Source organism: Argonema galeatum A003/A1 (assembly GCF_023333595.1).
GTDB classification, from domain to species: domain Bacteria; phylum Cyanobacteriota; class Cyanobacteriia; order Cyanobacteriales; family Aerosakkonemataceae; genus Argonema; species Argonema galeatum.
This window is the reverse complement of sequence record NZ_JAIQZM010000049.1, coordinates 12,372-36,408: the sequence shown is the minus strand read 5'-3', so window position 1 is coordinate 36,408 and position 24,037 is coordinate 12,372. Positions and strand designations below refer to the sequence as shown.

General features: G+C 44.1%; 26 protein-coding genes and 2 pseudogenes. 16 read left to right on the top strand and 12 right to left on the bottom strand.

The window, feature by feature from the left end; genetic code table 11:
* The 4 genes and pseudogenes from LAY41_RS29380 to LAY41_RS29365 all read left to right on the top strand — a co-directional run.
* Positions 1-297: pseudogene (locus LAY41_RS29380) on the top strand (Rpn family recombination-promoting nuclease/putative transposase); the annotation flags it as partial.
* Positions 298-360: 63 nt separating this feature from the next.
* On the top strand, positions 361-1,008 hold the full coding sequence (locus LAY41_RS29375) for a Uma2 family endonuclease (RefSeq protein WP_249105801.1): 648 nt from the start codon (positions 361-363) through the stop codon (positions 1,006-1,008).
* A 125-nt stretch (positions 1,009-1,133) separates the two neighbouring features.
* Entirely contained in the window at positions 1,134-1,586 is a 453-nt protein-coding gene (locus LAY41_RS29370) for a DUF29 domain-containing protein (RefSeq protein ID WP_249105800.1), read from the top strand.
* Positions 1,587-1,727: 141 nt separating this feature from the next.
* Positions 1,728-1,946, top strand: a complete 219-nt coding sequence (locus LAY41_RS29365) for a type II toxin-antitoxin system HicB family antitoxin (RefSeq protein WP_249105798.1) — start codon at positions 1,728-1,730, stop codon at positions 1,944-1,946.
* A 329-nt stretch (positions 1,947-2,275) separates the two neighbouring features.
* Here LAY41_RS29365 and ilvA read toward each other — a convergent pair whose 3' ends face one another.
* Complete coding sequence (ilvA, locus tag LAY41_RS29360) at positions 2,276-3,787, bottom strand: threonine ammonia-lyase, biosynthetic (RefSeq protein ID WP_249105796.1); 1,512 nt, start codon at positions 3,785-3,787, stop codon at positions 2,276-2,278.
* Between the two features lie 19 nt (positions 3,788-3,806).
* Between ilvA and LAY41_RS29355 the strand changes: the two genes are divergently transcribed.
* The 3 genes from LAY41_RS29355 (at position 3,807) to LAY41_RS29345 (ending at position 4,932) form a co-directional block, all read left to right on the top strand.
* Positions 3,807-3,953 carry a hypothetical protein gene (locus LAY41_RS29355; protein ID WP_249105794.1) on the top strand — a complete coding sequence of 49 codons (147 nt, stop codon included), beginning with the start codon at positions 3,807-3,809 and terminating at the stop codon, positions 3,951-3,953.
* Between the two features lie 179 nt (positions 3,954-4,132).
* Complete coding sequence (locus LAY41_RS29350; protein ID WP_249105792.1) at positions 4,133-4,582, top strand: hypothetical protein; 450 nt, start codon at positions 4,133-4,135, stop codon at positions 4,580-4,582.
* 161 nt (positions 4,583-4,743) lie between these two features.
* On the top strand, positions 4,744-4,932 hold the full coding sequence (locus LAY41_RS29345) for a hypothetical protein (RefSeq protein WP_249105790.1): 189 nt from the start codon (positions 4,744-4,746) through the stop codon (positions 4,930-4,932).
* A gap of 37 nt (positions 4,933-4,969) precedes the next feature.
* On the opposite strand, the gene LAY41_RS29340 is transcribed toward LAY41_RS29345, so the two are convergent.
* The 3 genes from LAY41_RS29340 to LAY41_RS29330 form a co-directional block, all read right to left on the bottom strand.
* Positions 4,970-6,763: a GmrSD restriction endonuclease domain-containing protein gene (locus tag LAY41_RS29340; protein WP_249105788.1), complete on the bottom strand. Its 1,794-nt coding sequence runs from the start codon at positions 6,761-6,763 to the stop codon at positions 4,970-4,972.
* Between the two features lie 359 nt (positions 6,764-7,122).
* Positions 7,123-7,722: a Uma2 family endonuclease gene (locus LAY41_RS29335; RefSeq protein ID WP_249105786.1), complete on the bottom strand. Its 600-nt coding sequence runs from the start codon at positions 7,720-7,722 to the stop codon at positions 7,123-7,125.
* A gap of 196 nt (positions 7,723-7,918) precedes the next feature.
* On the bottom strand, positions 7,919-8,494 hold the full coding sequence (locus LAY41_RS29330; protein WP_249105784.1) for a hypothetical protein: 576 nt from the start codon (positions 8,492-8,494) through the stop codon (positions 7,919-7,921).
* A 293-nt stretch (positions 8,495-8,787) separates the two neighbouring features.
* On the opposite strand from LAY41_RS29330, the gene LAY41_RS29325 reads away from it, so the two are divergent.
* Complete coding sequence (locus LAY41_RS29325) at positions 8,788-9,108, top strand: hypothetical protein (protein ID WP_249105782.1); 321 nt, start codon at positions 8,788-8,790, stop codon at positions 9,106-9,108.
* A gap of 30 nt (positions 9,109-9,138) precedes the next feature.
* Positions 9,139-9,492: a hypothetical protein gene (locus LAY41_RS29320; protein ID WP_249105780.1), complete on the top strand. Its 354-nt coding sequence runs from the start codon at positions 9,139-9,141 to the stop codon at positions 9,490-9,492.
* A gap of 26 nt (positions 9,493-9,518) precedes the next feature.
* Here the strand turns inward: LAY41_RS29320 and LAY41_RS29315 are convergent, their stop codons facing one another.
* Together LAY41_RS29315 and LAY41_RS29310 are read right to left on the bottom strand one after the other, a co-directional pair.
* Positions 9,519-10,400: an ImmA/IrrE family metallo-endopeptidase gene (locus LAY41_RS29315; protein ID WP_249105778.1), complete on the bottom strand. Its 882-nt coding sequence runs from the start codon at positions 10,398-10,400 to the stop codon at positions 9,519-9,521.
* Between the two features lie 3 nt (positions 10,401-10,403).
* Positions 10,404-10,772, bottom strand: a complete 369-nt coding sequence (locus LAY41_RS29310; protein WP_249105775.1) for a helix-turn-helix domain-containing protein — start codon at positions 10,770-10,772, stop codon at positions 10,404-10,406.
* 172 nt (positions 10,773-10,944) lie between these two features.
* Between LAY41_RS29310 and LAY41_RS29305 the strand changes: the two genes are divergently transcribed.
* The 4 genes and pseudogenes from LAY41_RS29305 to LAY41_RS29290 all read left to right on the top strand — a co-directional run bounded on the left by LAY41_RS29305 (position 10,945) and on the right by LAY41_RS29290 (position 14,241).
* Positions 10,945-11,958 (top strand): coiled-coil domain-containing protein, encoded by a 1,014-nt coding sequence (locus LAY41_RS29305; RefSeq protein ID WP_249105774.1) that lies wholly within the window; start codon positions 10,945-10,947, stop codon positions 11,956-11,958.
* Positions 11,959-12,077: 119 nt separating this feature from the next.
* Positions 12,078-12,422: pseudogene (locus LAY41_RS29300) on the top strand (Uma2 family endonuclease); the annotation flags it as partial.
* A 124-nt stretch (positions 12,423-12,546) separates the two neighbouring features.
* Entirely contained in the window at positions 12,547-13,635 is a 1,089-nt protein-coding gene (locus LAY41_RS29295) for a coiled-coil domain-containing protein (protein ID WP_249105771.1), read from the top strand.
* Between the two features lie 177 nt (positions 13,636-13,812).
* Positions 13,813-14,241 (top strand): KTSC domain-containing protein, encoded by a 429-nt coding sequence (locus LAY41_RS29290; RefSeq protein WP_249105769.1) that lies wholly within the window; start codon positions 13,813-13,815, stop codon positions 14,239-14,241.
* Between the two features lie 302 nt (positions 14,242-14,543).
* On the opposite strand, the gene LAY41_RS29285 is transcribed toward LAY41_RS29290, so the two are convergent.
* Complete coding sequence (locus LAY41_RS29285; protein ID WP_249105767.1) at positions 14,544-15,392, bottom strand: lysophospholipid acyltransferase family protein; 849 nt, start codon at positions 15,390-15,392, stop codon at positions 14,544-14,546.
* Positions 15,393-15,606: 214 nt separating this feature from the next.
* Here LAY41_RS29285 and LAY41_RS29280 point away from each other — a divergent pair, with 214 nt between their 5' ends.
* Positions 15,607-15,963, top strand: coding sequence for a hypothetical protein (locus LAY41_RS29280; protein ID WP_249105765.1), 357 nt, complete (start codon positions 15,607-15,609; stop codon positions 15,961-15,963).
* Positions 15,964-15,997: 34 nt separating this feature from the next.
* Here the strand turns inward: LAY41_RS29280 and LAY41_RS29275 are convergent, their stop codons facing one another.
* The 5 genes from LAY41_RS29275 to codB all read right to left on the bottom strand — a co-directional run bounded on the left by LAY41_RS29275 (position 15,998) and on the right by codB (position 20,745).
* The gene (locus tag LAY41_RS29275) at positions 15,998-16,663 is read right to left on the bottom strand and encodes a Uma2 family endonuclease (protein WP_249105763.1); all 666 of its coding nucleotides are present in this window, start codon (positions 16,661-16,663) and stop codon (positions 15,998-16,000) included.
* A gap of 152 nt (positions 16,664-16,815) precedes the next feature.
* Positions 16,816-17,763, bottom strand: a complete 948-nt coding sequence (locus LAY41_RS29270; RefSeq protein WP_249105761.1) for an RpnC/YadD family protein — start codon at positions 17,761-17,763, stop codon at positions 16,816-16,818.
* Positions 17,764-17,772: 9 nt separating this feature from the next.
* Positions 17,773-19,161: an AtzE family amidohydrolase gene (locus LAY41_RS29265; protein ID WP_249105759.1), complete on the bottom strand. Its 1,389-nt coding sequence runs from the start codon at positions 19,159-19,161 to the stop codon at positions 17,773-17,775.
* Entirely contained in the window at positions 19,158-19,361 is a 204-nt protein-coding gene (locus LAY41_RS29260) for a DUF4089 domain-containing protein (RefSeq protein ID WP_249105758.1), read from the bottom strand. The genes LAY41_RS29265 and LAY41_RS29260 overlap by 4 nt, the downstream gene beginning before the upstream one ends.
* Positions 19,362-19,464: 103 nt before the next feature.
* Entirely contained in the window at positions 19,465-20,745 is a 1,281-nt protein-coding gene (gene codB, locus LAY41_RS29255) for a cytosine permease (RefSeq protein ID WP_249105756.1), read from the bottom strand.
* Between the two features lie 579 nt (positions 20,746-21,324).
* Here codB and LAY41_RS29250 point away from each other — a divergent pair.
* Positions 21,325-23,568: a PAS domain S-box protein gene (locus LAY41_RS29250; RefSeq protein WP_249105754.1), complete on the top strand. Its 2,244-nt coding sequence runs from the start codon at positions 21,325-21,327 to the stop codon at positions 23,566-23,568.
* The gene (locus LAY41_RS29245; protein ID WP_249105752.1) at positions 23,559-24,032 is read left to right on the top strand and encodes a response regulator; all 474 of its coding nucleotides are present in this window, start codon (positions 23,559-23,561) and stop codon (positions 24,030-24,032) included. Before LAY41_RS29250 ends, LAY41_RS29245 begins: the two co-directional genes overlap by 10 nt.
* Positions 24,033-24,037 lie beyond the last annotated feature (5 nt).

Below are 24,037 nucleotides of genomic sequence, written 5' to 3'. Positions count from 1 at the left end.
GAAATAATAGACAGCATTCCCGAAATTCATAAAGCTTTTGGAATTGCTAATCAAGTCAATTTAAGCCGGGAAGAACTAGAAGACTTGGAACGAAGAGAAATGTTTATTTACGACCAACAAGGAGCGATCATCAAAGCTGCTCGAGAAAGTCGGGAAGAAGGTCGGGAAGAAGGTCGCCGAGAAGAAAAGCTCGTAATTGCGCGACAATTATTAGATAGACTCGATGATGAAACCATCAGTCAAATCACCGGACTTAGCCTTGAGGAGGTAAGCAATTTGCGATCGGGCCAAGATTAGATCTATGAATGATTCAAAAAAGTTACAAAATAACTATCAGCAATAAGCAGTTTATTGACACTTATGGTTATTGCAGCACCAGAACCGAAAACTGAATTTCAGCAACCGCTCATCGGCGAACAGCGGGTTGTGATTCGTGGCATTTCTTGGGAAGCATACCTGCAAATTCTGAATGCACTTCCCCAATCGCGTGGTTCTCGTTTGACCTATGACGATGGAGTGTTAGAAATCACCATGCCATTGGAAGATCATGAATTTTATGGCCGCTTAATTGAGTGCTTTATTCGCACATTAGTTGAACTTTTGGGGATGCGAATGAAAACAATGGGTTCAACGACAATGAACTATCCTCATTTAAAAAAGAGCGCAGAACCTGACAACGATTACTACATTCAAAATCAGCCATTAGTCAAAGGTCGCAATGTCGATTTCTCCCAAGATCCGCCACCAGATTTGGTTGTCGAGGTAGACATTACCCATACCGATATTCAGAAAAACCAGTTCTATGCCAGCATTGGAGTGCCAGAATTTTGGCGATTTAACGGTAAGGTGTGGCGAATTTATCAACTTCAGGAAGGTGTTTACGTTGAAGTCGAAGTTAGCCCAACGTTTCCTCAAGTGCCGAAGGATGGGCTATATAGGTTCCTAGAACAGGCAAAGAACGATGAAATTGAAGCAGTTCAGTCGTTACGATCTGGCTTTTTCAGCTAATCGCTTTTATCCGATTGAATTTGCAGAAAATGTAGAATAGTTACTTTTAGCAACATTTTTTTAACATGAAAGCCGACGAACATATACTGCAACTACCCACAACTAGCTAGCTACTAAAAAATGCCATGTCTGTCCTCAAAACCGATCGCCAAACTCTGTACGAAAAAGATTACCTGCAATGGATACAAACCACTCTGGAAAAAATCCGGAGTGGTGACTATGTGAATGTGGACTGGGAAAATTTAATCGAAGAAATTGAAGATATGGGGAGAAGCGAACGGAAAAGTTTAAAAAGTAACCTGATTGTGGTTTTTCTCCATTTACTCAAGTGGCAATTCCAACCTGAAATGAGGAGTGGAAGTTGGGAGGGTAGTATTATCGAACATCGCCGACGTATCAGGGAGTCTATAGACGATTCACCCAGCCTTCAAAACTACTTAGAAAGTATTTTTTCCGAATGCTATCTGCAAGCAGTTAAGCAAGCGAAAGCTGAAACCAGATTACCATTAGAGACATTTCCCCAGCTATGTCCGTATGATTTAGCGCAAGTAGTTAATGATGATTTTTTGCCAGAGTGAAGTTGAAGTTAGGCGAGCGCCCAATCGATTACTATTATTCCATTAATTCATCGCTCATAACTTCACCTGGATAAAAGCGATCGCTCAAAATTTCTTCTAAACTATAAGGACAATTTAAACAACAACAGGAAAACCAAGAAAATGACGAAATTTAAGTATCAAATGCTCGTTCAATGGTCTGATGAAGACAACTGTTTCTTAGTGGGATTTCCTGATTTTCCCGGACAGCGTTGGCGGACTCATGGTGATAGTTATGAGGAAGCTTTTGCCAATGGTACTGAAGCTTTGGAGTCGCTAATTTTAGCTTATGAAGCTACTGGCGAACCACTTCCAAAACCAACGGTTTACAAAGCTGCTTAATGGTGTTTGATGATGGGCTATCAGCAAGCGGTTTATGAACATGAAATTTTACAATCAGAGCAGCTTGATTGTAAGCTTGAAACTGAATTCAACGATTGGTTAAGAAAAAAATTCTGTATGGGTAACGCAGTCAATTGGTATTTGATAATTAAAAACATGACTGAATCGGATGAAGAAGCATGGGAACTGTTCTTCAAACTTTGGGACGAATTTCGTAGTCAGTTATCTGACATATAGCAGAAACAACTGACTTAGAGCTAAGCGATATCTTGCTCTGTTTCAGAATAAATGCGATTTTCTTTATCTATAGAGTAAGGAGGGCGACTTTCCTACCCCAAAAACAACTTATAAGCTGGATTGTTACTTTCATCCCAATAGCGATATCCTAGGGTATCGAGAAATGCCTGCCACTCTCCCATTTCGTTAGGCGGAACTTGCATTCCCACAACAATTCGCCCGTAGTCTGCGCCATTGTTGCGGTAGTGGAACATACTGATATTCCAATCGGGACTCATGGAACTGACGAACTTCATTAACGCACCCGGACGTTCGGGAAACTCGAAACGATAAAGCAATTCGTGATTAGCGAGAGAAGAACGTCCGCCAACCATGTGGCGCAAGTGCAATTTTGTTAATTCGTCATCAGTTAAGTCAAGAGTTTTGAAACCGCAAGCTTCAAAACTTTCAGCCATCTTTCCAGCATCGGCACGGTTTTGAATTTGCACGCCTACAAAGATATGTGCTTCTTTTTCATCGGCAATGCGATAGCTAAATTCGGTAAGATTGCGTCTGCCAAGACATTCGCAAAACCGGCGGAGACTTCCCGGTTCTTCGGGAATAGTGACAGCATAAATGGCTTCGCGGCGTTCGCCAAATTCTGCTCGTTCTGCTACAAAACGGAGACGATCGAAGTTCATGTTAGCACCGCAGGCTACAGCAACTAAGGTTTGTCCCTGGATTTGTTCCCGTTCCACGTAGGCTTTGGCACCTGCGATCGCTAAAGCACCTGCTGGTTCTAAGATCGATCGCGTATCCTCAAACACATCTTTAATCGCCGCACAAGTATCATCCGTATCTACCAGAATAATTTCATCTACGTATTGCTGACACAGACGGAAGGTTTCTTCCCCCACTTCCCGCACCGCAACGCCATCCGCAAATAAACCCACCTGCGATAAGCGCACCCGATGTCCGGCTTTCAAGGATTGATACATAGCATCCGCATCCACTGGTTCAACACCAATAATCTTGATGTCAGGACGCAACCGTTTCACATAAGCGCCAATCCCAGAAATTAAGCCACCACCGCCGATCGCCACAAAAATAGCATGAATCGGTTGCTGATATTGCCGCAGAATTTCCATCCCGATCGTACCTTGTCCGGCAATTACATAAGGATCGTCAAACGGATGAATAAAAGTCAACCCTTTTTCGGCTTCCAGTTGACGCGCAAAGGCATAAGCATCATCGTATGTATCACCATACAGCACCACCTCTCCCCCACGCGCTTTAACCGCATCCACCTTCACTTGAGGCGTAGTTACTGGCATCACGATAATAGCTGTTGTTCCCAGCTTACGGGCACCGAGAGCGACTCCCTGAGCGTGGTTTCCCGCAGACGCAGCAATTACACCCTGTGCTAGCTTATCCGGCGACAAATTTACCATCTTGTTGTAAGCACCCCGCAGCTTGAAGGAGAAGACGGACTGCATATCCTCCCTTTTGAGCAAAAGTTTGTTATTCAGCCGTGCAGACAGGTTTGGGGCGTATTCTAGGGGTGTTTCTTGGGCAACATCGTAGACGCGGGCGGTGAGGATTTGTACCAGGTAGTCGCAAAGCATGGGGTCAAGGGGTTGGCAAATGGCGGATGTAAAGAAAATTTTACTTTACTGGCGTTCGTGTGGTGTGGGTGCGATTGGCGATTATGAGGTAGGAGAGAGTGCGATCGCGATCGCATTACCCAGTCCCCTTTACCGGACACAACCCGCGCCCCCTTTTATCGGATGAAAACGGAACTGTTGTCGGAGGGCAAGTACGACGAATACGGGAGCCACCGCCTTCAATCTATCAAAATAGTGAATTCGTTTAACAACTTATAACGGAAAAACCTCTATCTGGGGAGCGATTTGACCAATGAGCCAGATGAAGTAAAAATAGAATGCTAAATCTCATGAAGATTGTATTCTATGAAACTGAATTATTTTACGAAACGGCCTTCAGTTGTAGGACGCTGGATAGCTACAACTCTGTTTTGTCTTTCCGCGATCGCCTTCATTTGGCAGGGTGCGTTTTTCTCGAACACCGCCGCAATAGCTGCTCCTGCTGTAAACTTGATCGCAGCAGCAGATGCTGGCTCTAAGGTTCAGGAGAAAGCCAGTGAAGATGCTGGACGAACCAAGGATTTCATTCAAGATACGGCAGATAAAGTCAAGCGCACCGCCAATAAAAATGCCGATCGAGTTGAGCAAGCAACGGATGACGATGGTAGTTTCGTTGAGCGTAAGGCTAAGACAGATGCGGCTCGAATTGAAAAAAGAGCAGATGAAGATTCGGCTCGTACTCAGAAAGCAGTAGACAACACCAAAAATGCTATTGAACGCACTGTTGATAGCATCAAGGATGTTTTTAGCAACTAGATACTAGCTTGAAAGGTCAATGTACATTGTTTCATTCATTACATTTACTTGAACTTGAAGGCTCAATGTACATTGATTGGCTTGTTGCAATTCTACTTTGGTGTCAGCGATTCAAAGTAGTCGCAATACATGAGGTAAAGGAGTTAGCAGATGGCGGATAGGTGACAATTTTACTCTATCGGTGGGTTGAGATACCGGACTTCTTAAAGAAATCCGGTATCTGGGGGAATAGTACGTTAGCACGATTGCATCGCAACTCCGAACAAAAAGAGCGATCGGTGAGATTGTTTGTCGCTGCACATAGGTACTGGCGCGATCGCGCATCAGGTGAAGGTTCTGGGGATTTATAATTCTCCCACTATTATCTTTGAAACCAAACTAAGCTATTCATCTAAACAGATTCCATACAGCATTAATCTGTGCGCCTGACTGTTCTTGAGGCTTTTTTTCGTGTCCATCACGTATATAAAGTTTATTTTTATACCACACAGGCTCTGTACCTGCTCTAATTTCAAGCATGATTACTGTATATTCCTCATATGTGATAGGAGTAAGACTTGTATTTATCTGAGTTTTTAAAGATTCAGGTAGTTCAGAGTCACGGATTTTTCTAGAAATTAATAGTATATAATCATCTAGCGTTGTGTTCCTGAGAATCGCCTCCCTTGCCAATCCCACAATACCAAATGAATATACACGAGGTACTTTAATAGCATCTAACTTTTCAATACGCTGGGTATCGTTTTCATCATCAGTAACACCAAGGAAAATATATCCTTTTTTACCTTTGCCTAAGTTTGCCATAGCTGCGATATTTTGAAGGATTTTTTCAAAAGTTCCCTCATCAAATTTTCTATTACTATCACTTAGCGTATATAAGCCCTGTTTAAAGTCATAGTTAGGAGCTTCAACCTTTGATCTCATTAGATAGTTTCTAAAATCTAATGCGTAGGAGCCACTACTACGAGTTGTGGTATTTGAAGCTTTAAAGTAATTCTGAACTAATCCTTTAGCGATATTAATATTTTTTATCCTGTTCTTTTCTGTAATAGTTGAACTCATTTTTATTTTAGATGATAGGTCAGTAAGTGCGCCAAAAATCTCTTTAATATCGAATGGCTCTTTTGATTCCTTTATAATCAGTTCGTAGAAAGCCATGAATAGTGAATAGAATGGCTCTTTTACGGTATTTCCTTTTGCTGTTGGGTTTAATGTCTTGCTAAGAAAATTTTTCTGTTGATCTCCTGCTATTAGTTTAATAGCTTCCTGAATCGAAGACAAGACATTTTTAATATCTTCCTTCAGATTTTTTTCTCCATATCTACTAATAGAAACCTCAATCCCATCTGATTTATCAATATCACCCTTGCCATAGTAGTTATCAAAACTTGGTTTACTGGCAGCAAAAGGTTTTCCTAAAGCAATAGATAGTACGATATCCGCTAAGAATTGTTCGTCGTCACTATCACGTAAATCAGAAATACGCATAATTCCTTGCTGACACCAAATTGTCTCCTCTGCACGTACTCCATAGCCAAGATCGATTGACTTAGCATTAATGCTAATTGCAGGCATATCAGTTAAAGGAAGTACCTCTCTTGAAACATCTCCACGAATTTCAGAAGCAAGAGATCGTACCAATTCTGAAAATTTAGATGTAACGCCTGCTTGTCTAACTTCTTGAGGTGACAAATGTTTTCCATTTGAATTGATTCGATTAAAAATGTCTTGAATTTCATAAGGAGATTTAGGCTGATAAACTGTAACAGCTAACTGATATTCTAAAAATTTAGCGCACTTCTGCGGTTCTAAAAGTTTAGATTTTTCTAAATCCACAGATTTAAAGATACCTTGACGTGATAAATCTTTTGCAAAAGAATGTTCCCTTATATCAAAAAAAGCTTCATTTACTGCAAATTGGTTTTCTATAAAAGCAAATAAAGCATTTAGCCTTTGCATCCCATCAATAATTTCAAAACCCTTGTCTCCGTCATTTAGATTGACTTCTCCAAGCAAAACCAATGGTATTGGATAATTGAGTAATACACTCTCCACGAGAGAAGCTTTTTCATCTTTTGTCCAGACAAGCTTACGTTGATATCGACGGTTGACAATCAACTTGCCTGTACGATAAAGGCGATATAACTCTGGTATTCCTGTTCCCTTTGGAGTGATACTCATAATTTATTGAAAACGGTCAAATTTTAGCTTATTTATATTTTATCATAAAGAGCGAGCGCTTTTAGCGAACAAACAGAGCGATCGCGTAGGCTAGTTTCAGATGCACTTAGGCAAGAGTGGATCGCTCATATTAGAATTAAGGATATGAACTGCCAATTATTGGTGCGATCGGTCTAATTTCCACCATCTATTATTTATATGATGCTTTCCATAAGCATAACTTTGCTCAATTAGGAACAGCACTATTTTTCTGGTTCCCTGGCTCTATTTACCTAATTGTCAAAGGTAAAATGACTGATTACTAATTACTCCGACCAAAGCCAATCTTTATCTGCGTGCATCTGCGATCAAAAACATTCCTAATTATCGCTAACTTCTGTTACCTCAAACTCAACTTTATCATAAATATCAGCCAGCGTGATTTGAAAAAAAATAGAATTTAACGAAATCGTTTCATCAGCATCATCATACTCAGAAAAAGTCCAACGTTTATTATCCGTTTTGAAGAACTGCTCGACGTGCATAGTATATTGATCGATGAGGAGATATTCCTGAAAGCTAGGAATAGTTCGATAAGCTGAAAATTTCGCATCCTTGTCATAATTTCTCGTCGAATCGGACAAAACCTCAGCGATGATTAACGGGTTAGTAATCGTGTCTCGCCGTCCTTCTTGCAATTGTAACGCATTTTGAACTACCATCACATCAGGATAGGTATGAATGCGTTTTCTCGGAATCCAAAGACGTTGATCGGCGACAAAAACTCGATAAGGCTGACGCTTGAGGGCAAAGTTTAAAGCACCGCTAAAGTTGAGAGCAATTTGATTGTGATTTGGCATTCCACCAGTCATCAGAACAATCTCCCCGTTGATATATTCATGGCGTTCTTCCGAGTTAACCTCAAAATCGAGGTATTCTTCAGGAGTGTAATATTTTTTATCTTCAGCCTGCATAACCATTTGATTTTAATCTCCACAGTTTTAGGACTTACCCAGAAACGGGGGTTATCAGCAAAAAATCTGCCTTTTGGAATTATGATGGTAAGGACGCGGCATCATAAATAATGTCGCTCATAGCAAATTTTTAATTAGGCCGTGTCCCTACTGCATAACTGACTCGAAATAACCAAATTATTTTCATTAATTTGGTAAACTACTAATCGGGGAATGCCAGTCCCGTTCGCGGATCGCGGATATACAAACCGAGAACCAACGATTCCATCACCGTATCCCATACTGGAGTCAGGCGTTCCGCATCGTCCACCCAGTAGTCAAAAGTAATCAAACACTGAACTCCAGAACCTAGCCCAATACAGATTCGCGAATAAGCTTCGCGGTTTTCTTGAGGATCGATAAATTTGAATTGAGTCCAAACGATGCGGGCTGTTTGGCGCTTGAGTCGAATAATTTCGCCTTGCTCGATCGGATTCCGCTCATCATCCAGCACCACCTGCTTTAATAGCGGAACCAGCGGAAAATCTGCCCAGTCCCCAGGCGGCAGTAAATTAAAAGAAGCTTCTAAGCGACAATCATCGTTCGGTGGCTTTTTATCTAGAAACCGGAACGATTTCGTATCCGGTTCAAAATGCCAATCTTGGGGGACATCGAAGCGTAACGCCCCTCGCCCCGCGACAAAGATCCGAGTTCCTGGCTGTGATTTCCAATTGTGGTCTTCTTTTAGCTCTAGAGTTTCTTTAATCCATTGGCGATTGTGCTTTTTGCGCTTAGACATAACCCCTCCATTGTTGAGATCTTTCTGATTTTGCCGTAGGTTGGTCTATTACTATAACCGACACAAACGCTGAGTACTTATACTAAACAGTCGTCAAACATGGGATCGACAGGTCTGCGAAGGGCCGATCGAGTCCAATTGTATTTTAGCAGGATAGGTGTACCCCAGTCTTCGTTTGTGTAGCCCCAGCCTAGAGGCTGGGGACAATTTGCTTTTTCAGCTAATATGTATTATACTGACAATTGCTTGAGCAATGGTTGTGGCAGATTGACACAAAATACTTAGTAAACAACATGAATTTAAAGGATGCCAAGACAAATTTATTCAGACTTATAAAAGTTATATCTGTGGTTCTCATTGCCAGTGCAATAGGATTGGAAATAGCGAATATTTATGGATTAATAACCAACAGCGGAATGCCAAGCTTTCTAAATCCAGTCTTTTGGATTGAGCGCTTTGCTGTGGTAATTCATTTAGTTGAGGCAATTATAGCAGCTTCTTATGCAGGAGCAATAAAACAAATGCCTATCAAATATGGAATATATACTTTTTTTGTGGGTACGGTTGGTTTGTTAGAACTGCTTGAAAATCTTCAAAGACTAGATGAGACATAACTAGGCATATTATTCATTAGGTAGGACATAATGAACAGAAATTTTTACATAATTTTGGGAATACTCTCCATACTTGCTGGTATTTCTTTGATTGTGCAAGGACGAGAGATATTAGTCACCAGACCGCCTGAAAACCCATCGTTGTTCTATTGGGGTACAGCAGGGCTGGTAGGATTGTGCGCCATTATTGCGATCTTCTGTTTCTTCCCCCAGAGTCACCCATTTACGTTGCGGATTATTGGTGCGATCGGTCTGGTTTCAACAATTTATTATTTGTATGATAGTTTCCACAATCATAAATTTGCCCAAGTTGGTACAGCACTGTTGTTCTGGTTACCCGGCTCTATTTATCTCATTCTTAAAGGCAAGATAACCGATTCGTAGTGTAAGCATTAATAGCAATCCGTGTATCAAATCGCAGAACCGATCGAATGTAGAAGAGACAAAACACAATACTTATCTCCCATCTGAATCGGCATCGCTTCTATATGGCAGTCAATCAAACCCCAACCCAAGTGAATTCTTTCCATACCGCTATAAGGTTGTCCGCTGACGTAAGCGTAGGAAATCAGCGAGTCGTGAGGAATAGACTTATCTTTAGGAATAAAGCCCCCAGTCCAATCTGGAGTCTGAGTTCGCCACCAAACCCGCAGCTTTTTTTGAGGTTGGGAAACTGTGGCAGAAAGTTCCTTCACTTCCCTTGGTTTGAGGGCGCAATGCCACATTACTAGAGCATAATTTCCAGACCCCTGCTGTATCATTCGCACCAAAGTTGCTAAGAGGGATGTTTGGTAGAGTGTCGCTAGAACTCGCCCCGCACTCAGGGAAATTCCCAATTCGTTCAACCGAGGTAAAAAAGATGACTGGGGCATCAGTAAATCTGCTGCACCTCGATCGCACAATCTTTCTTTGCGCTGTCCGCTCCAATTCGGCAGAAAACTGCCAATCCTGACTTGTTCGTGGGCGTCGAACAGCAGTTCCATCAATTCGTGCCCTTCGGTGAAGCGCTGGCGCACGATCGGATCATTCTCTTTAATCAAAATGATTCCCGTGCGGCTATCGACCAAAATGCCTTGCTGTTCGTCTAGAGGGGCACGCAGAGGTGTCGGGATGCCAAAGTGTTGGTAGATGCACTCTAGATCGATCGGCGGTCGATCGCTCAACCCCGATTCGCAGCGCAGAAACTCCACATAGCCGAACACATCATCCTCGCTACGGAGTGCGCCGTAGCCAGACAAAAACGCCTCTCCCGGATGGCGGTAGGGTTGAGCGGGTGGTGGAGCCTCACGCACGATTCATTTTCCAACGGTCATTTTGATCACGTTATAGAGCAGTTCCCATTTTTCCGGTGTGGTGGGTTGCTGTCCTCGGTATTTTAAACCAGCCAGCATGATCAAGTCATCAGGGGGCAATCCCGCAGATTTGGCAAATTCAGCCAAAGTGGGGGGAATATCTGCCATCTCTGCTTGTATTCCCGTTGGATCGCCTTTGAGCCCCAAAATGGAGGTCAGTTTCTCCATTAGTTGCCAGGAGAGGTTTGTGGCTTGTCCCCGTTCGATTTGGGACAGGTAGTTGCGGGAGATCCCGACTCGATCGGCCAACTCTTGCTGGCTCAGTTTTTCTTGGAGGCGGCGATCGCGGACTTTCTTTGCAAATTCATCCATATACAGTCAGGTGTGAGCGGTGCGAAATCAGGCGTGACAAGGTCTTGACAACTAAAGTTTACAAATTGTGTCTTTACATCTTGCATAAGCGGAAAACTGGTGTTAGAGTAGTAGACAAGAAATGCAAACCACAGTTTACATCTCAATCCTACTCTAGCAGCAAAAATTATATATGACTCAAATTGCAGCCAAAGATAGCAAGGCGAAGATTCTTGATGCGTTTCAACAAATTATCAGTCAACAACGAAACGTTGCATCGCGGGTTGCGACAAAAGAGGAAGAAGCAGAAAAGGAGAAAAACCGGACTGTTCTGGAAACAGTTTCTCAATACACCGCAGATACTATTGTGCGGGGACTGGCGGATCTGCAATTGGAGTTTGGTAATACGATTACCGGACTTTCGACGCGGTTAACGACGGAAACCACCAAGCTGGATGACTTAAAACAAGCGATCGCAGCTGAGAACCAAAATCTGCAAGAACTCCAGCAAACCCGCGTAGTCGCCGATGCGCTTTACCTGCTGACTCAGGAACATCAGGAGAATTTGCGCTTTTTGCAAGAACGATCGACGAACGATCGCGAGACATTAGAAAAAGAAATTGCCCAATCGCGGAAAATTTGGCAGCAGGAACAGCAAGAATTTGACGCCACCCTCAACGAAAGCGGCGAACTGCTGCAACGCGATCGCACGAAGCTGGAAGAAGACTACGGGTACGAGACAGAGCGATCGCGCCAAATAGCCAGAGATAAATATGAGGAAACCAAACGGCTTCTTGAGCGGGAAATTCAAGAAACAACTCAAGCTAAACAGAAAGATTGGGCGGAACGCGATCGCATTTTGGCAGCGAATCAAAACTTATTGGCTGAATATCAGCGCAAAGCCGCAGCTTTTCCCAACGAAGTGGAGGAAGCGGTTAAAAAATCCAGGGAAGAAGGCATTCGAGATGCTAATCAAGAAGCCAAAGTCAAGGCGGACTTATTAGAGAAAGAGTGGGATTCCAATAAGCAAGGGTATGAGTTACAGATTCAATCCCTAGACGCGAAAATTCAGAAGCAAACGGAACAAATTACCGAAATTTCAACGCAACTGCAAACAGCATTGCGACAAGCTCAAGATTTGGCAATGCGTGCGTTTCAGAATTCCTCAAATCGATCTGCGACAAAAGCAGAAAAATCTGAGTCATAAGTAGGTTGGGTTTCGTACCTCAACCCAACCATAATCAGAGTTACAAAGATGTTGGGTTTCACTTTGTTCAACTCAACCTACAGGATCTTAGAATGAATGCAAAGTTTGAGGAAATTCGTATGTCTGTGACACCCACCATCAAAGTACCGCCGTTGGAAAGTGGCGATCGCCTTACCCGCCCGGAATTTGAACGCCGCTACCACACCATGCCCAATCTCAAAAAAGCTGAATTAATCGAAGGAGTTGTTTACGTGGCTTCACCTCTACGCTTTGCCAGCCATGCCGAACCACACAGTTTAATCATCACCTGGTTGGGAGTTTACCGTGCTGCTACACCTGGAGTTCGTTTGGGGGATAACGCTACCGTTCGGCTAGATGCAGACAACGAACCGCAACCCGATGCACTACTGCGTTTGGAACCCGAAGCAGGCGGCAAATCTGACATCACTCATACCTCCATCGTAGTCAAGCGTAGGGTGCGTTAGCGACAGCATAACGCACCGAATCTCGAACACATTCTAACAATGGTGCGTTAGCGAAGCGTAACGCACCCTAGAAAATCCCACATTTATCAACTGGAGTTCACCTATGACTATCAAACGTCCCAACGATAAGAATACTAAGGCTGAAATTCTCACTGCATTTGATGAATTGTTGAAAGAAAAGAAAGAATTGGAGACACAATTAATGCAAAAACCAGAACCAAAAACCACCCAACCAATCGACAACGGTAAATCTACTACATCCACAGCAGGAGTTCCGATAAAACCTGTTCAATTGAGTCAGCAAAAAATGGAATCGATTATTGATGGATTGAATCTTCTGCAACTCAACTTTGGCGGTGCAGTCAGCGATTTGTCGGAAAAGTTGACTTTGGAAGCTTTCAAACTTCAGGATGTGCAGCGAAAAGTAACAGAAGAAAAGCAGCAGTTGGTTGCTTTGCACAATCTGCAAGCAACCGACGGTAGTTTGGATGAGTTAATTGAACAGTACGAGGATAGTTCCAAAACTTTTACTGAGGAACAGCGCCTGCGTCAAGATGACGTTGAACAAGCAATAACCCAGTCAAGAAAGACGTGGGCAAAGGAACAGGAAGAACGCCGCCGCTTTATCAAAGAACGCAATGAAACCCAAAGCAAAACGCGCCAACGGGATGATAAAGAATATACTTACGATCTGACTTTGCAACGTCAACTTTCAAATGAAGAATACGAACAAGAGAAGAAGCGGTTGTACTTGGAACTTGACGAATTCAAGCAAACTGAGGAGAAACAATGGGCAGAAGGAGAAAAAGCAATTCTTGAACGCGAAACCCAATTTACCGAATTGAAAGTGAAAGTTGAAAATATGCCCAAAGAATTGGAAGCTGCTATCAAACGGGCTAAGGAAGAAGGTAAGGGTATCGCTTCTCACCAAGCTAAGGTGAAAGCCGATTTGATTGCTAAAGAAATCGAAGGTTCTAAGCGCAATTACGAAGTGCGAATTCAATCGCTGCAAGAAACTATTCAAAATCAAGATACTCGGATTCAAACTCTCTCCAAACAACTGGATGCTGCGCTCAAGCAGGTGCAAGATTTGGCGGTGAAGGCGATCGAAGGATCGTCGAATATCAATTCTTTCCAAGCCGTGAAAGAAATTGCGATCGAACAAGCTAAGAATCAGAACAAGGTGAAGTAGATTTAAAATTTCAGATTTCACTCAAGTGCAGGGCGAAGCATTGCGGAATGAGGGTTAACTTAAAACAGAAACGTTAATTACACAATGCTAAGTGCATCCGCACCGCTGCGCGAACGCCCCTACAAAGTGTACTTCACTCAGTTGCAAAGCGCTATAAAATTGAAAAAGGAGATACTGATGAAATTTACCAAAATTGATTTGAGCAACATTGTAGGAATCAGTCACGATGATAATTATCTGGGATTGGTCATTGACAGGGGAGATACCATAGATGTTATTGAAATTCCGGCACCTGTTGCTGCTTACGAAGGACTTGTGCAATTGAATGCAGTTGTTTCTGATGACTGTGCTGATTCGGTTAATTTTTACGATTTGCCGGGTGTGGAAACGGAACTTCATATCCTACCTGTGCATTCGACAATGGCAAACGCGGTGGGATACGATCCAGATCATCACCTATTACAAGTTGAGTTTAAGAACGGCTCGGTTTATCAATATGAGGATGTGGATGAAGAAATTTGGGAAGAAATGAAGGCAGCTGATTCAACTGGGCAATTTTTCAATCGGGAGATTAAAGGAAACTATTTTTCTCGTCGTCTGGAATAACAGGGTTATTAGGAACCCGGTTTCTGGGTATTCAGTCATAGTTAAATATTTGGTATGTTGTTGCGCTTCAGCGCTATCTTATACCAAATCCGGGATAAAAACCCCCGTTATCCATAAGTTGGGTGAAGCATTGCGGTAGAAAGGCTTTGGCTCTTGGGAATACACTTATTGCCGAAGATAGCTTCACCCCTACACTTCACACTATAAAGGGGGTAAATAACCCGGATTTGGTATTAAAGAGCGCTGAAGCGCAACAACATACCTGAGAAAGTTTTATCATGGGCGATCGACCGGACATGATATCAACTCTGTGCTTGGCTACGCTTGATTAAAGAGTACAATTCTTGCTGCATCTGAGTACAAACTGTCTCGTAGCATGCATCAACATACTCGCGATCGCTTGCTGCATCCCTACCGTAACGTTCAAAAATAATCGGAGGACAAACACGAGTATGAATAGTTACTGGTAATGGAATATGAGGAAGAGGGCCGATCGCCAGTCCCCAAGGCAGTCCCAGATAAATCGGGAAGACAACCGGATCGATATCAAACAGCCAAGGCATTCCCCACTCGTGTAGCTGCTGCATTTGTTTGTAAATGTCAGTCAGAACTATCAAAGTATCGTGAGCGCCGTGGGAAATCATAGGTACAATCGGCACCTCCTCCCGCAACGCTAGCTTGATAAACCCTGTGCGTCCTGCAAAATAGATTCGATCGCGCAACTGATGCGGTCGAAAAACATCTTCCGCACCACCGGGGTAGACTAGCACACTTGCTCCTTGGCGCAAAGCTGCGATCGCCATTTTAGGATGTGCCATAATAGCTCCCGCTTTTTCAGCCATTTGCGCGATCGGCAAAGAAACCTCCCACACACGGGGGTGCATCAGACCGTAGACAGGCCGTTCGCACCCAAAACGTCGAAACCAGTCGTACATCATCATAAACATATCCGGGGCAGCCAGTCCCCCATTATGAGAGCCTACCAACAGAACTTTTCCGTAGGGTGGGATATTGTGCCAGCCGCTGGTTTGAACCCGAAAATAGTGGTGATACAGCCAGTCCCACACTGGCATTAGAGATTGGATTACTTTTGGCTCTCGTCGATCTAAAGACCATCCCGGTCTGGCTTGAACGTTATTCTTTATACTCATCAAGACATGGTAGCAGGATCGCTAAGACTAAGACAATATCGATCGCCGCCATACGCGATCGCTCTTATTTTATCAGTCAGTCAACTCGCATCAGATGCGATCGCTCAGTTAAAATGAAACAGTACGCGCCTCGATAACCTGATTGCTTTGCACCGTGTAGAACAGATCTTCAACAGTACCAGCATGAACTCTTTTATACTTAGGAATTTAAACAATGACTAAACTACTCTTTGCCAGCGTGCTTATAAGTACGATTTTTTCGGTTCAATTTTCATCTTTTGCACAATCATTGCCCAGACTGCGGCGAAATATGAACTACGCACAAGCCAGGACTCTATTAATTCGACGAGGCTGGCGACCTGTAGTTAATTCCGAACAAGTGAATAATCCAGATAGAAACGGTGTCATTGATTACTTAATCAAAAAAGGCTATCCAGAAGTTGTTGATTGTTCTGGAACTGGATTAGGGCTTTGTCTGTTTCAATTTAGGAATGCTAGAGGGCAAACTCTCTTTGTATCAACCGCAAATAACCAGCAAGAAAGCACTATCTATGACTGGAGGTTGGAGTAAACAGATTTTTTCAATCATCACTATTACCAGTTAATTAACTATCCAAAATTTCTCGAATTCTCTGCCGAAACAACCGCACTGCACTTCTCTGTCCAATTGTCCGACTTTGCTCGATTAAGCTGGGAATTTCAGTAATTGGCAAAAAGGGAAATGCTAAACTTTGTTCGCACTGTTCGTATCCTCCCTCAACTCTTTGATAAACCAAAAGCGTTTTTTTAGTGTATCGCCACAGTTCGGGAACGCCTAAAGCGGAATAAAGAGCTTCTTTATTCACAGAAGAACTGGTGTAATCTGATTCGATCGCTAAATCTGGTGGGGGATCGCCAGGAAGAATTATTTCCTCTCTTCCTCTAACTTGCGCTTCGTTTTGAATGTAAAAACAAGAATCAGGTTCGATCGCGTTTGTTAAATCTTCCCGTTCCAGCGTTAGCGACCCAGCTTTCAGTACCTCAATACCGAGTTCGTCTGCAATTGCTTCTACAAAACTCTCTAGCAATCCCTTGGGAACTTCGTGTTCTAATAACGGCATTTTAATTTCCAACACTCCTCGATCGTAAGCAATTCTCCAAGCGCGATCGTCTCCTACTTCTGCCATCAATTTTTTGTAAGTTTCCCAGCTAACGCCTTTCATCACCACTCTAGTTTCTCTGGCGACTGCCGGAACGGGTTGTTCGACTAAAGTTTTGTCTGTTGTTATCATCTCGACTACCCTACTTATCGTTTTAGATAGTTTGCTCTCCTGTTTCTGATTCAGGAATTAGACCCCACAGGACTAGAAACCCGGTTTCTTGGTAGATCTTTAAGTGTGAAACCCACTATTTTTCAGCCAAACCGGGTTTATTGGCGTAATTCCTATGATTTGAGCCGATCGATCGCCTGCTGAAACTCTGCCAAAGATCCGATCGTAACTGCTTGCCTGTGCAAGGTTTTCAGTTGTTCGACATCCTCAATTTGATTAATTTCCTGCACCAGTTCCCCAGGTAGATCTTGAAATCGAATCTGGAGGACATCAATTATATCCTCCCGACCCTTTTCTATCATTCCTTCTTCGCGGGCTAAACGCTCAATACTGGTAACGTAACGCATTTTATTTGTCTCCTCGTAACTATTTATTTCTTGTCGGAACTCAGTTTCTAGATTTTTTGGTAAAGTCATCATCCAATCGATTAAGCGAAATAACTCTCGCACCTCCGCTCGATTGTATCCCCGTTGATAGAGAGTCTTGACGATACTCGCTTTCCATTCCCGTCGCTCTTGTGGTTTTTGGCGCGTTGCTTGAGTTTTCAAATGCGCCATCACGATCGCAGCAAAGGGATTGGGACTTTTTTCCAAAGTTTCCCACTCATTTATATAGTCTAGCAACTTCACCACGGGAAACCTTAATAAAACCCGACACCCCCAGATTTCATATCCGTATTCTTGAGGTCGCCAAGACTTTTCTTCATCTGCCAAAATTGCCAAACTGGCTACTCTTTTCCGATAAAGCCCGAAAATGCGGCTATTGTAAACATACATTCTTTCGGCAAAGTTTGACTGGTATTGACTTTGGACTTCTAGGTGAATCAGCACCCAAGTTTCCGATCCGTCCATTAGCCAAACTTTGACTAATTTATCGGCTTCTCGCAGTCCAATATCGTCGTCCCGCATTACTTGTTGTAATTGGGTATCGAGAAACTCATAGTTGATTCGCCAGTCAATGGTTTCATAAATGTCTGGAAAAAAGAAGGCAATGAAGGATTTGAAGTAAATTGCGATCGCTTCTTTCCAAGGATTGTCATAATCAGCTATTTGATTGGTCATGTTTTTGATTTACTGCACAACTGGTGCAGTCACAATTCCTTGCGATTCTAGCACTGCCGCCACTCGCAAAACTAGCGCTTCGTTGTAAGGTGCGGCAATAATTTGCACTCCCAAAGGCATATCTCCGAGACGTTGAATTGGCACTGAAATTATCGGCAAACCGATAAATGATAGGGGTTGGGTAAATCTACCTAAATTCGGACGAACTAATATTTCTTCCCCAGCAATTACCATTTTTTCTTGTCCAATTGGAGGGGCAATGCAGGGAGTTGTGGGGGCGATAATTATATCGATATTCTCAAAGATTTTGCGGACGCGATCGCGATACCACTGCCTAAACCTCTGTCCTTGAATATACCAGTTCGCCGGAATCAAAGCACCTGCCAAAAAGCGATCGCGTGTTGCCGGATCGAAATCTTGCGATCGCGATCGCAAATCTTTTAAGTGTAAATTAGCACCTTCACTAGCTGTGATTACAAACGCCGCTGCCCTTGCTCGGTCAGGTTCTGGTATTGTGACACTCTCTTTGACACCCAAAGCACCGATAACTTTTGCTACTGCTTCTAACGCTTCCGGTTCCGCACCCGTAGCAAAATAATCATCTGCCACGGCAATTCGCAAACCCTCAATCCCCAACTTCAGTTGCGGCAAACACAGTTCGATCGGACGATTCGTACAAACTCGATCGGCTGAATCCTCTCCCTGAAGGACATCAAAAACTGTAGCAATATCGCGCACGGAACGACCAAAAGGCCCGATATGGTCGAAACTTCCCGCAAATAATATCGCACCTGCTCTTGACAAACGACCATAAGTAGGCTTTAGCCCGAAGATACCGCAAAACGCTGCGGGTACGCGGATGGAACCGTTGGTATCCGAACCAAGGGTAATTGGTACTAAGCCAGCAGCAACGGCAGCCGCAGAACCGCCAGAGGAACCGCCAGCAACACGAGTGCGATCGTGGGGATTGTGGGTAGCACCGTAATGGCTATTTTCGGTAACAAAACCGTAGGCGTACTCATCCATATTCAACGCACCCACCAGTACAGCACCAGCTTGTTTGAGTCTGGCGACGGCGGTAGCATCGCGGGTAGCTGGAGGATTTTCAGCGTTGATTTTTGAACCTGCTAGGGTAGTTATACCGGCGATATCGAATAAATCTTTAACTGCGAAGGGTACACCTGCCAAAACACCGGGGTCTTTGCCTTGGGCGATTTCGCGATCGATTCTTTCTGCATCAGCTAAAGCGCTATCCGCCATCACAGTAGTAAAACAATTGAGCGTCTGATTTTGGGCAGCAATTCGAGACAGTGCAGCGGCGACAATAGATTTGGCGGAAACTTCTTGTCCCCGCACTACTTCAGCAATTTGAGTAGCATCAGGATAAGCTTGACTCATGGTTGAAACACTGTAGCGGCTTCGATTTCGTCGGGCAGGGTAAATTCGTTTACCAGTTGAGCAATTTCAGCAATTATAGTCATATTTGCTATTACACCGTTCCGGTGTTCTGGATCTAGGGGCAAATCGATTAATTTTGCCATTAGATCGACATATTCAGCTATTTGGTGATTGGTGATTGGTGATTGGTGATTAGTCATCGGTGATTGGTGATTGGTCAGTGGTCAGTGGTCAGTGGTCAGTGGTCAGTTGTCAGTTGTCATTAATTATTTTTTGACTTTTGACTTTTGACTTTTGACTTTTCTAGCCCCTCTTCCCTCTGCCGATGATTTTGCTGAGAACAAAGTAAAGGATGACTGCGGCAATGAAGCCGTTAATTGGCTTGATACCGGGATAGAAATAGGCGATCGCACTCGCGATCGGATAAGTAATAATACCAGCCCAGTTAAACGCGGGTTGCCGTGCTTCTGGGGAAGGAAACTGCCCCCGATGCACCAGCCAGTAATCGGACATTATCGCGCCGCCTAGAGGTGGAATGAACATACCGAGCAGTTTTAGATAAGGAAGCAGCATAATATAAATGCCGCCCCAAGCTAGAACTAACGCCAATGTTGCACCGCCCAAAGCAAAAGTAATCCACTTATTAGTGCGGAATATTTGAGATCCTGCAACAGAGAAAGCGTGAATTGTGTTAACTTGCGTTGTCCACATATTGAGTAACAACAACAGCAAACCCCAAAATAGCAATCCCTCCTGCGCGATTACCTGCACAACGTCTTCGTTGGCGTAAAGCAGGGAACTGAAGGCCCCGGAGATGATAAAAAAGCCATTGACAAAGAAAAAGGCAGCTAAGGTAGTTATTACAGTCGTCCTTCCAGTATTAGCAAAGTGACGATTGTTGGTGGCTTGAGTAGCGTTTGAAATCAAGGTGCCGACGACGATCGTCAATGCCTCGCCCCACGCTAATTGTTGTGTCGGTTGAATTGCCTGCAAACCCTCAAAACCGCCTACTTTGCTCATGGCGGATGCTAAAATCCAGAACATGAGAAAAAGCATTGTGGAAACGGCAAAGCCGCTAAGCCAATCTATAAACCGATAACCAAAATAGGCTGTAGCGCAGCATAAATAGATACAAACCAGAATAGTCAGCCAATTCAAGTAAACAGGCACATCCATCAACTTATTTAGCGAATCGGCAATTAGGGCTGAACCCCAGGCGTACCAGCTAATTTGGATGAAACTCAGGATGAAGTCAACCCAGCGCGAACCGACGTTGCCGAAACTGAACCGGGCCATGAGGACTGTGCTGAGTCCACTTTTGGCGGCAATGTAACTGAGTCCCGCGGTGTAGCTACCCAGCATTAAGTTACCCAGGATAATCAAGCCAACCAGATCGGGCCACAAGGGAAATGCTGGGCCAACCAAACCCCCCGCAAACAATGTGCCACAGGAAAGGGTAAAACCGATTAGCAAAGGTGCCAGCGACCAGATAAACTTACGCGCATCCGCAGGAATGGCACTCAGGGGGTAGTCTTGACTGACTGGCGTGAGAGTATTAAACTCTGGTTCTGATGTTGTATTCATGCTCCCACTTATAAAGCTTTGACAAAGTTATTTTGAGCCCAATTGCATTAGATTAAGGGTATTTTACGGCTCTTTCGGAGTTGCTATGCTTTTGTTCACTTAAGAACATTTTTATTTCTTTTCTCATCTCCCCTCTCTCCCTCTCCCCCTCTGCCCCTCTGCCCCTCTGCCCCTCTGCGGTCATAATGATTCAGACACAACCGGAAACGATATGAGTGGGTGGGCGTAAGCGCGATCGCATGGTTGCGGTGCCGTTTTGAATCGAAAAAAATCTATAAATATACCTATCTAGTTAAAAATCAAAGCGAACAAAAACATCTTCAAACACTTTTTGGTGTGGTTATATCGCTAGTCGTACTCAATTGTATGTCGTTGCGATCGCATACTGTCAGCACAGTTAATCAGCTGGCGAATCTGATAAACAACCATATTTTCAGCACCGTTTGAGAAGTGCGTAGAAATACATCTAAAGAAATCCTTAAAAATAAGCCGTAGGGTGAATGCAGAAAATTTGTCATCCACCTTAAGGTAAAAAAGTTCCCTTAAAGGTACCTTGATTACTCTAAGCGAGAGAGGTTGATGTTGAATCTAACACGCTTCCAGATTCAGCGCTACAGCGTAGCGGTGCTGGCTGTTGCGCTAGCGCTGCTGCTGATGCTGCTGCTAGACCCCTGGTTAGCGATCGCAAAAACCCCTTTTTTACTGTTTTTTGGCGCTGTAATGGTAAGCGCCTGGTATGGCGGTCTGGGGCCTGGACTGCTAGCCACCTTTTTGTCCGCTCTGCTTAGCTCTTACTTCTTTTTATCTCCTATCTATTCCCTAGATCTCGATCTGAGCAGCACCTTGCGACTCCTCCTGTTCGTATTACAGGGAATACTTTTCAGCGTACTGTGTAAGGAGCTACAAACTACCAATCGGCGACTAGCAGCGAACCTGATGAAGCTCAAGGCAAGTGAGGAACGCTATCGTCGCCTCGTAGATACCGCCAACGAAGGCATCTGGACAATAAATGCAGAAGGACGGATAGACTACGTTAATCGGCGGATGGCTGAAATGTTAGGTTATAGCGTGGAAGAAATACTCGATCGCCATATTTTCGAGTTTATGGACGAAGTTTCCCGCAACTTATGGCAACCTAAGCATGACGTCATAGCGCAAAATGACTTGCGATTTCGTCGCAAAGATGGTACAAATCTTGAGGCAATAGTCTCTACAAATCCAATTCTGACCGAAAAGGGAAAGTTCCTGGGCACACTCGCTACGATCGCAGATGTGACGGAGCGCAAGCAAGCAGAAGAGGCGCTGCGGGAGAGTCAACAGCTCTTTGAGAGTTTCATGAGTAACAGCCCAACAACTGCCTATATCAAAGACGAAGAGGGGCGCTACATCTACGTCAACCGACGAATAGAGCATCTGTTTAATAGAAAGCGAGCTGATTGGGTAGGAAAGACAGATTTCGACTTATTTCCAGCAGAGGCAGCAAAGCAGTGGCGCGATAATGACTTGGCTGTTCTCGCGGCGGACAAAACTGTAGAAGTGCTGGAGACTGTTCCGCATGATGATGGAGAACATGATTGGATGTCCTTCAAATTTCCCCTAGAACACAGATCTGGGCGAAAGCTTCTAGCAGGGATGTCGCTGGATATCACCGATCGCAAGCAAGCAGAAGCGGCACTGCGCCAAAGCGAGGAACGCTACCGCACTTTGGTAGCGGCGCTAACCTCGGTGGTGTGGACAACAGACGCTCTTGGTGCATTCGTTACCCCGCAGCCCTCTTGGGAAGCGTACACAGGCCAAAGCTGGCCGGAACAAGCCGGATGGGGCTGGGCACAAGCAATACACCCGGACGATCGCGAACGGGTGAAAGAGATCTGGGCGCGATCGGTGCTTCACAGGACAATATACGAATCGGAGGGACGAATTTGGCACGCCAAGAGCGGACAGTATCGTTATTATGGAGCTCGCGGTGTACCCCTGCTAAACCCCGACTGGTCAGTCCGCGAGTGGGTGGGAACGATCGCAGATATAGACGATCGCAAGAAAGCAGAATCAGAAATCAAACAGCTCACCGAAACTCTTGAATTGCGCGTTCAGGAGCGTACAGTACAACTGGAAGCAGCCAACAAAGAACTTGAATCTTTCTCCTACTCAGTCTCCCACGACCTGCGTGCGCCGCTTCGCCATATTAGCGGTTTCGTAGACTTACTCCAGAAACGGGTTGGTTCGACAAAAACTCTCGATGAAACCAGTCATCGTTATCTAAAAACCATAGCGGAAACGTCTAAAAAAGCAGGAATGCTGATCGATGACTTGTTAGCTTTTTCCCGCATGGGTAGCACAGAAATGCGCTACACATTTATTGATATGAATCAACTGGCTCAAGAAGTTCAACGCGACATGGAGATGGAAATTAACGGACGCACCATTATTTGGCAAGTTGAGAAATTACCTGAAGTACGGGGCGATCTTTCCATGTTGCGCCTCGTACTGCAAAATCTGATTAGCAATGCTGTCAAATACACCCAGACACGCCCTCAAGCTGAAATTGAAATTGGCAGCAGCAGTAACGAACATGAGGTCGTCTTCTTCATCAGCGATAATGGCGTAGGATTTGATATGCGATACTTACACAAACTTTTCGGCGTGTTTCAACGCCTGCACAGTGTCGAACAGTTTGAGGGAACTGGCATCGGACTAGCCAACGTCCGGCGAATTATCCATCGTCATAGAGGTCGAACCTGGGCAGAAGGCACAGTAGAAGAAGGTGCTACCTTTTACTTTTCATTGCCTAAGCTTCTAGACAAGGAGGCACAATGGAATTAAAGCGAATTCTGCTAGTTGAAGACAGTCCGCACGATGTCGAGTTAACTTTGGCAGCACTGGCTGAAAATCATCTGGCAAACGAAGTAGTGGTAGTGCGCGACGGCGAAGAAGCGCTAGATTATCTTTATCGACGCGGTATTTTTAAGCTGCGGATGGAAGGCAATCCTGTTGTAGTGTTGCTCGATTTGAAATTGCCCAAAGTCGATGGACTAGAAGTTTTAGCACAATTAAAGTCTGATTCTGTTTTGAGAAAAGTTCCCGTAGTGATGCTGACTTCTTCACGGGAGGAACAAGATCTGATCGTAAGTTACGATTTAGGAGTGAATGCTTATGTGGTAAAGCCAGTAGATTTCCATGAATTTGTCAGCATTATCAAGGAAGTAGGGCTTTTCTGGGCTGTGGTAAATCAGCCGCCACCCGGTTCCTTGCCTCCCTTAGTCAGCAGTCAGCAAGTAAGAGCTTAAAAATA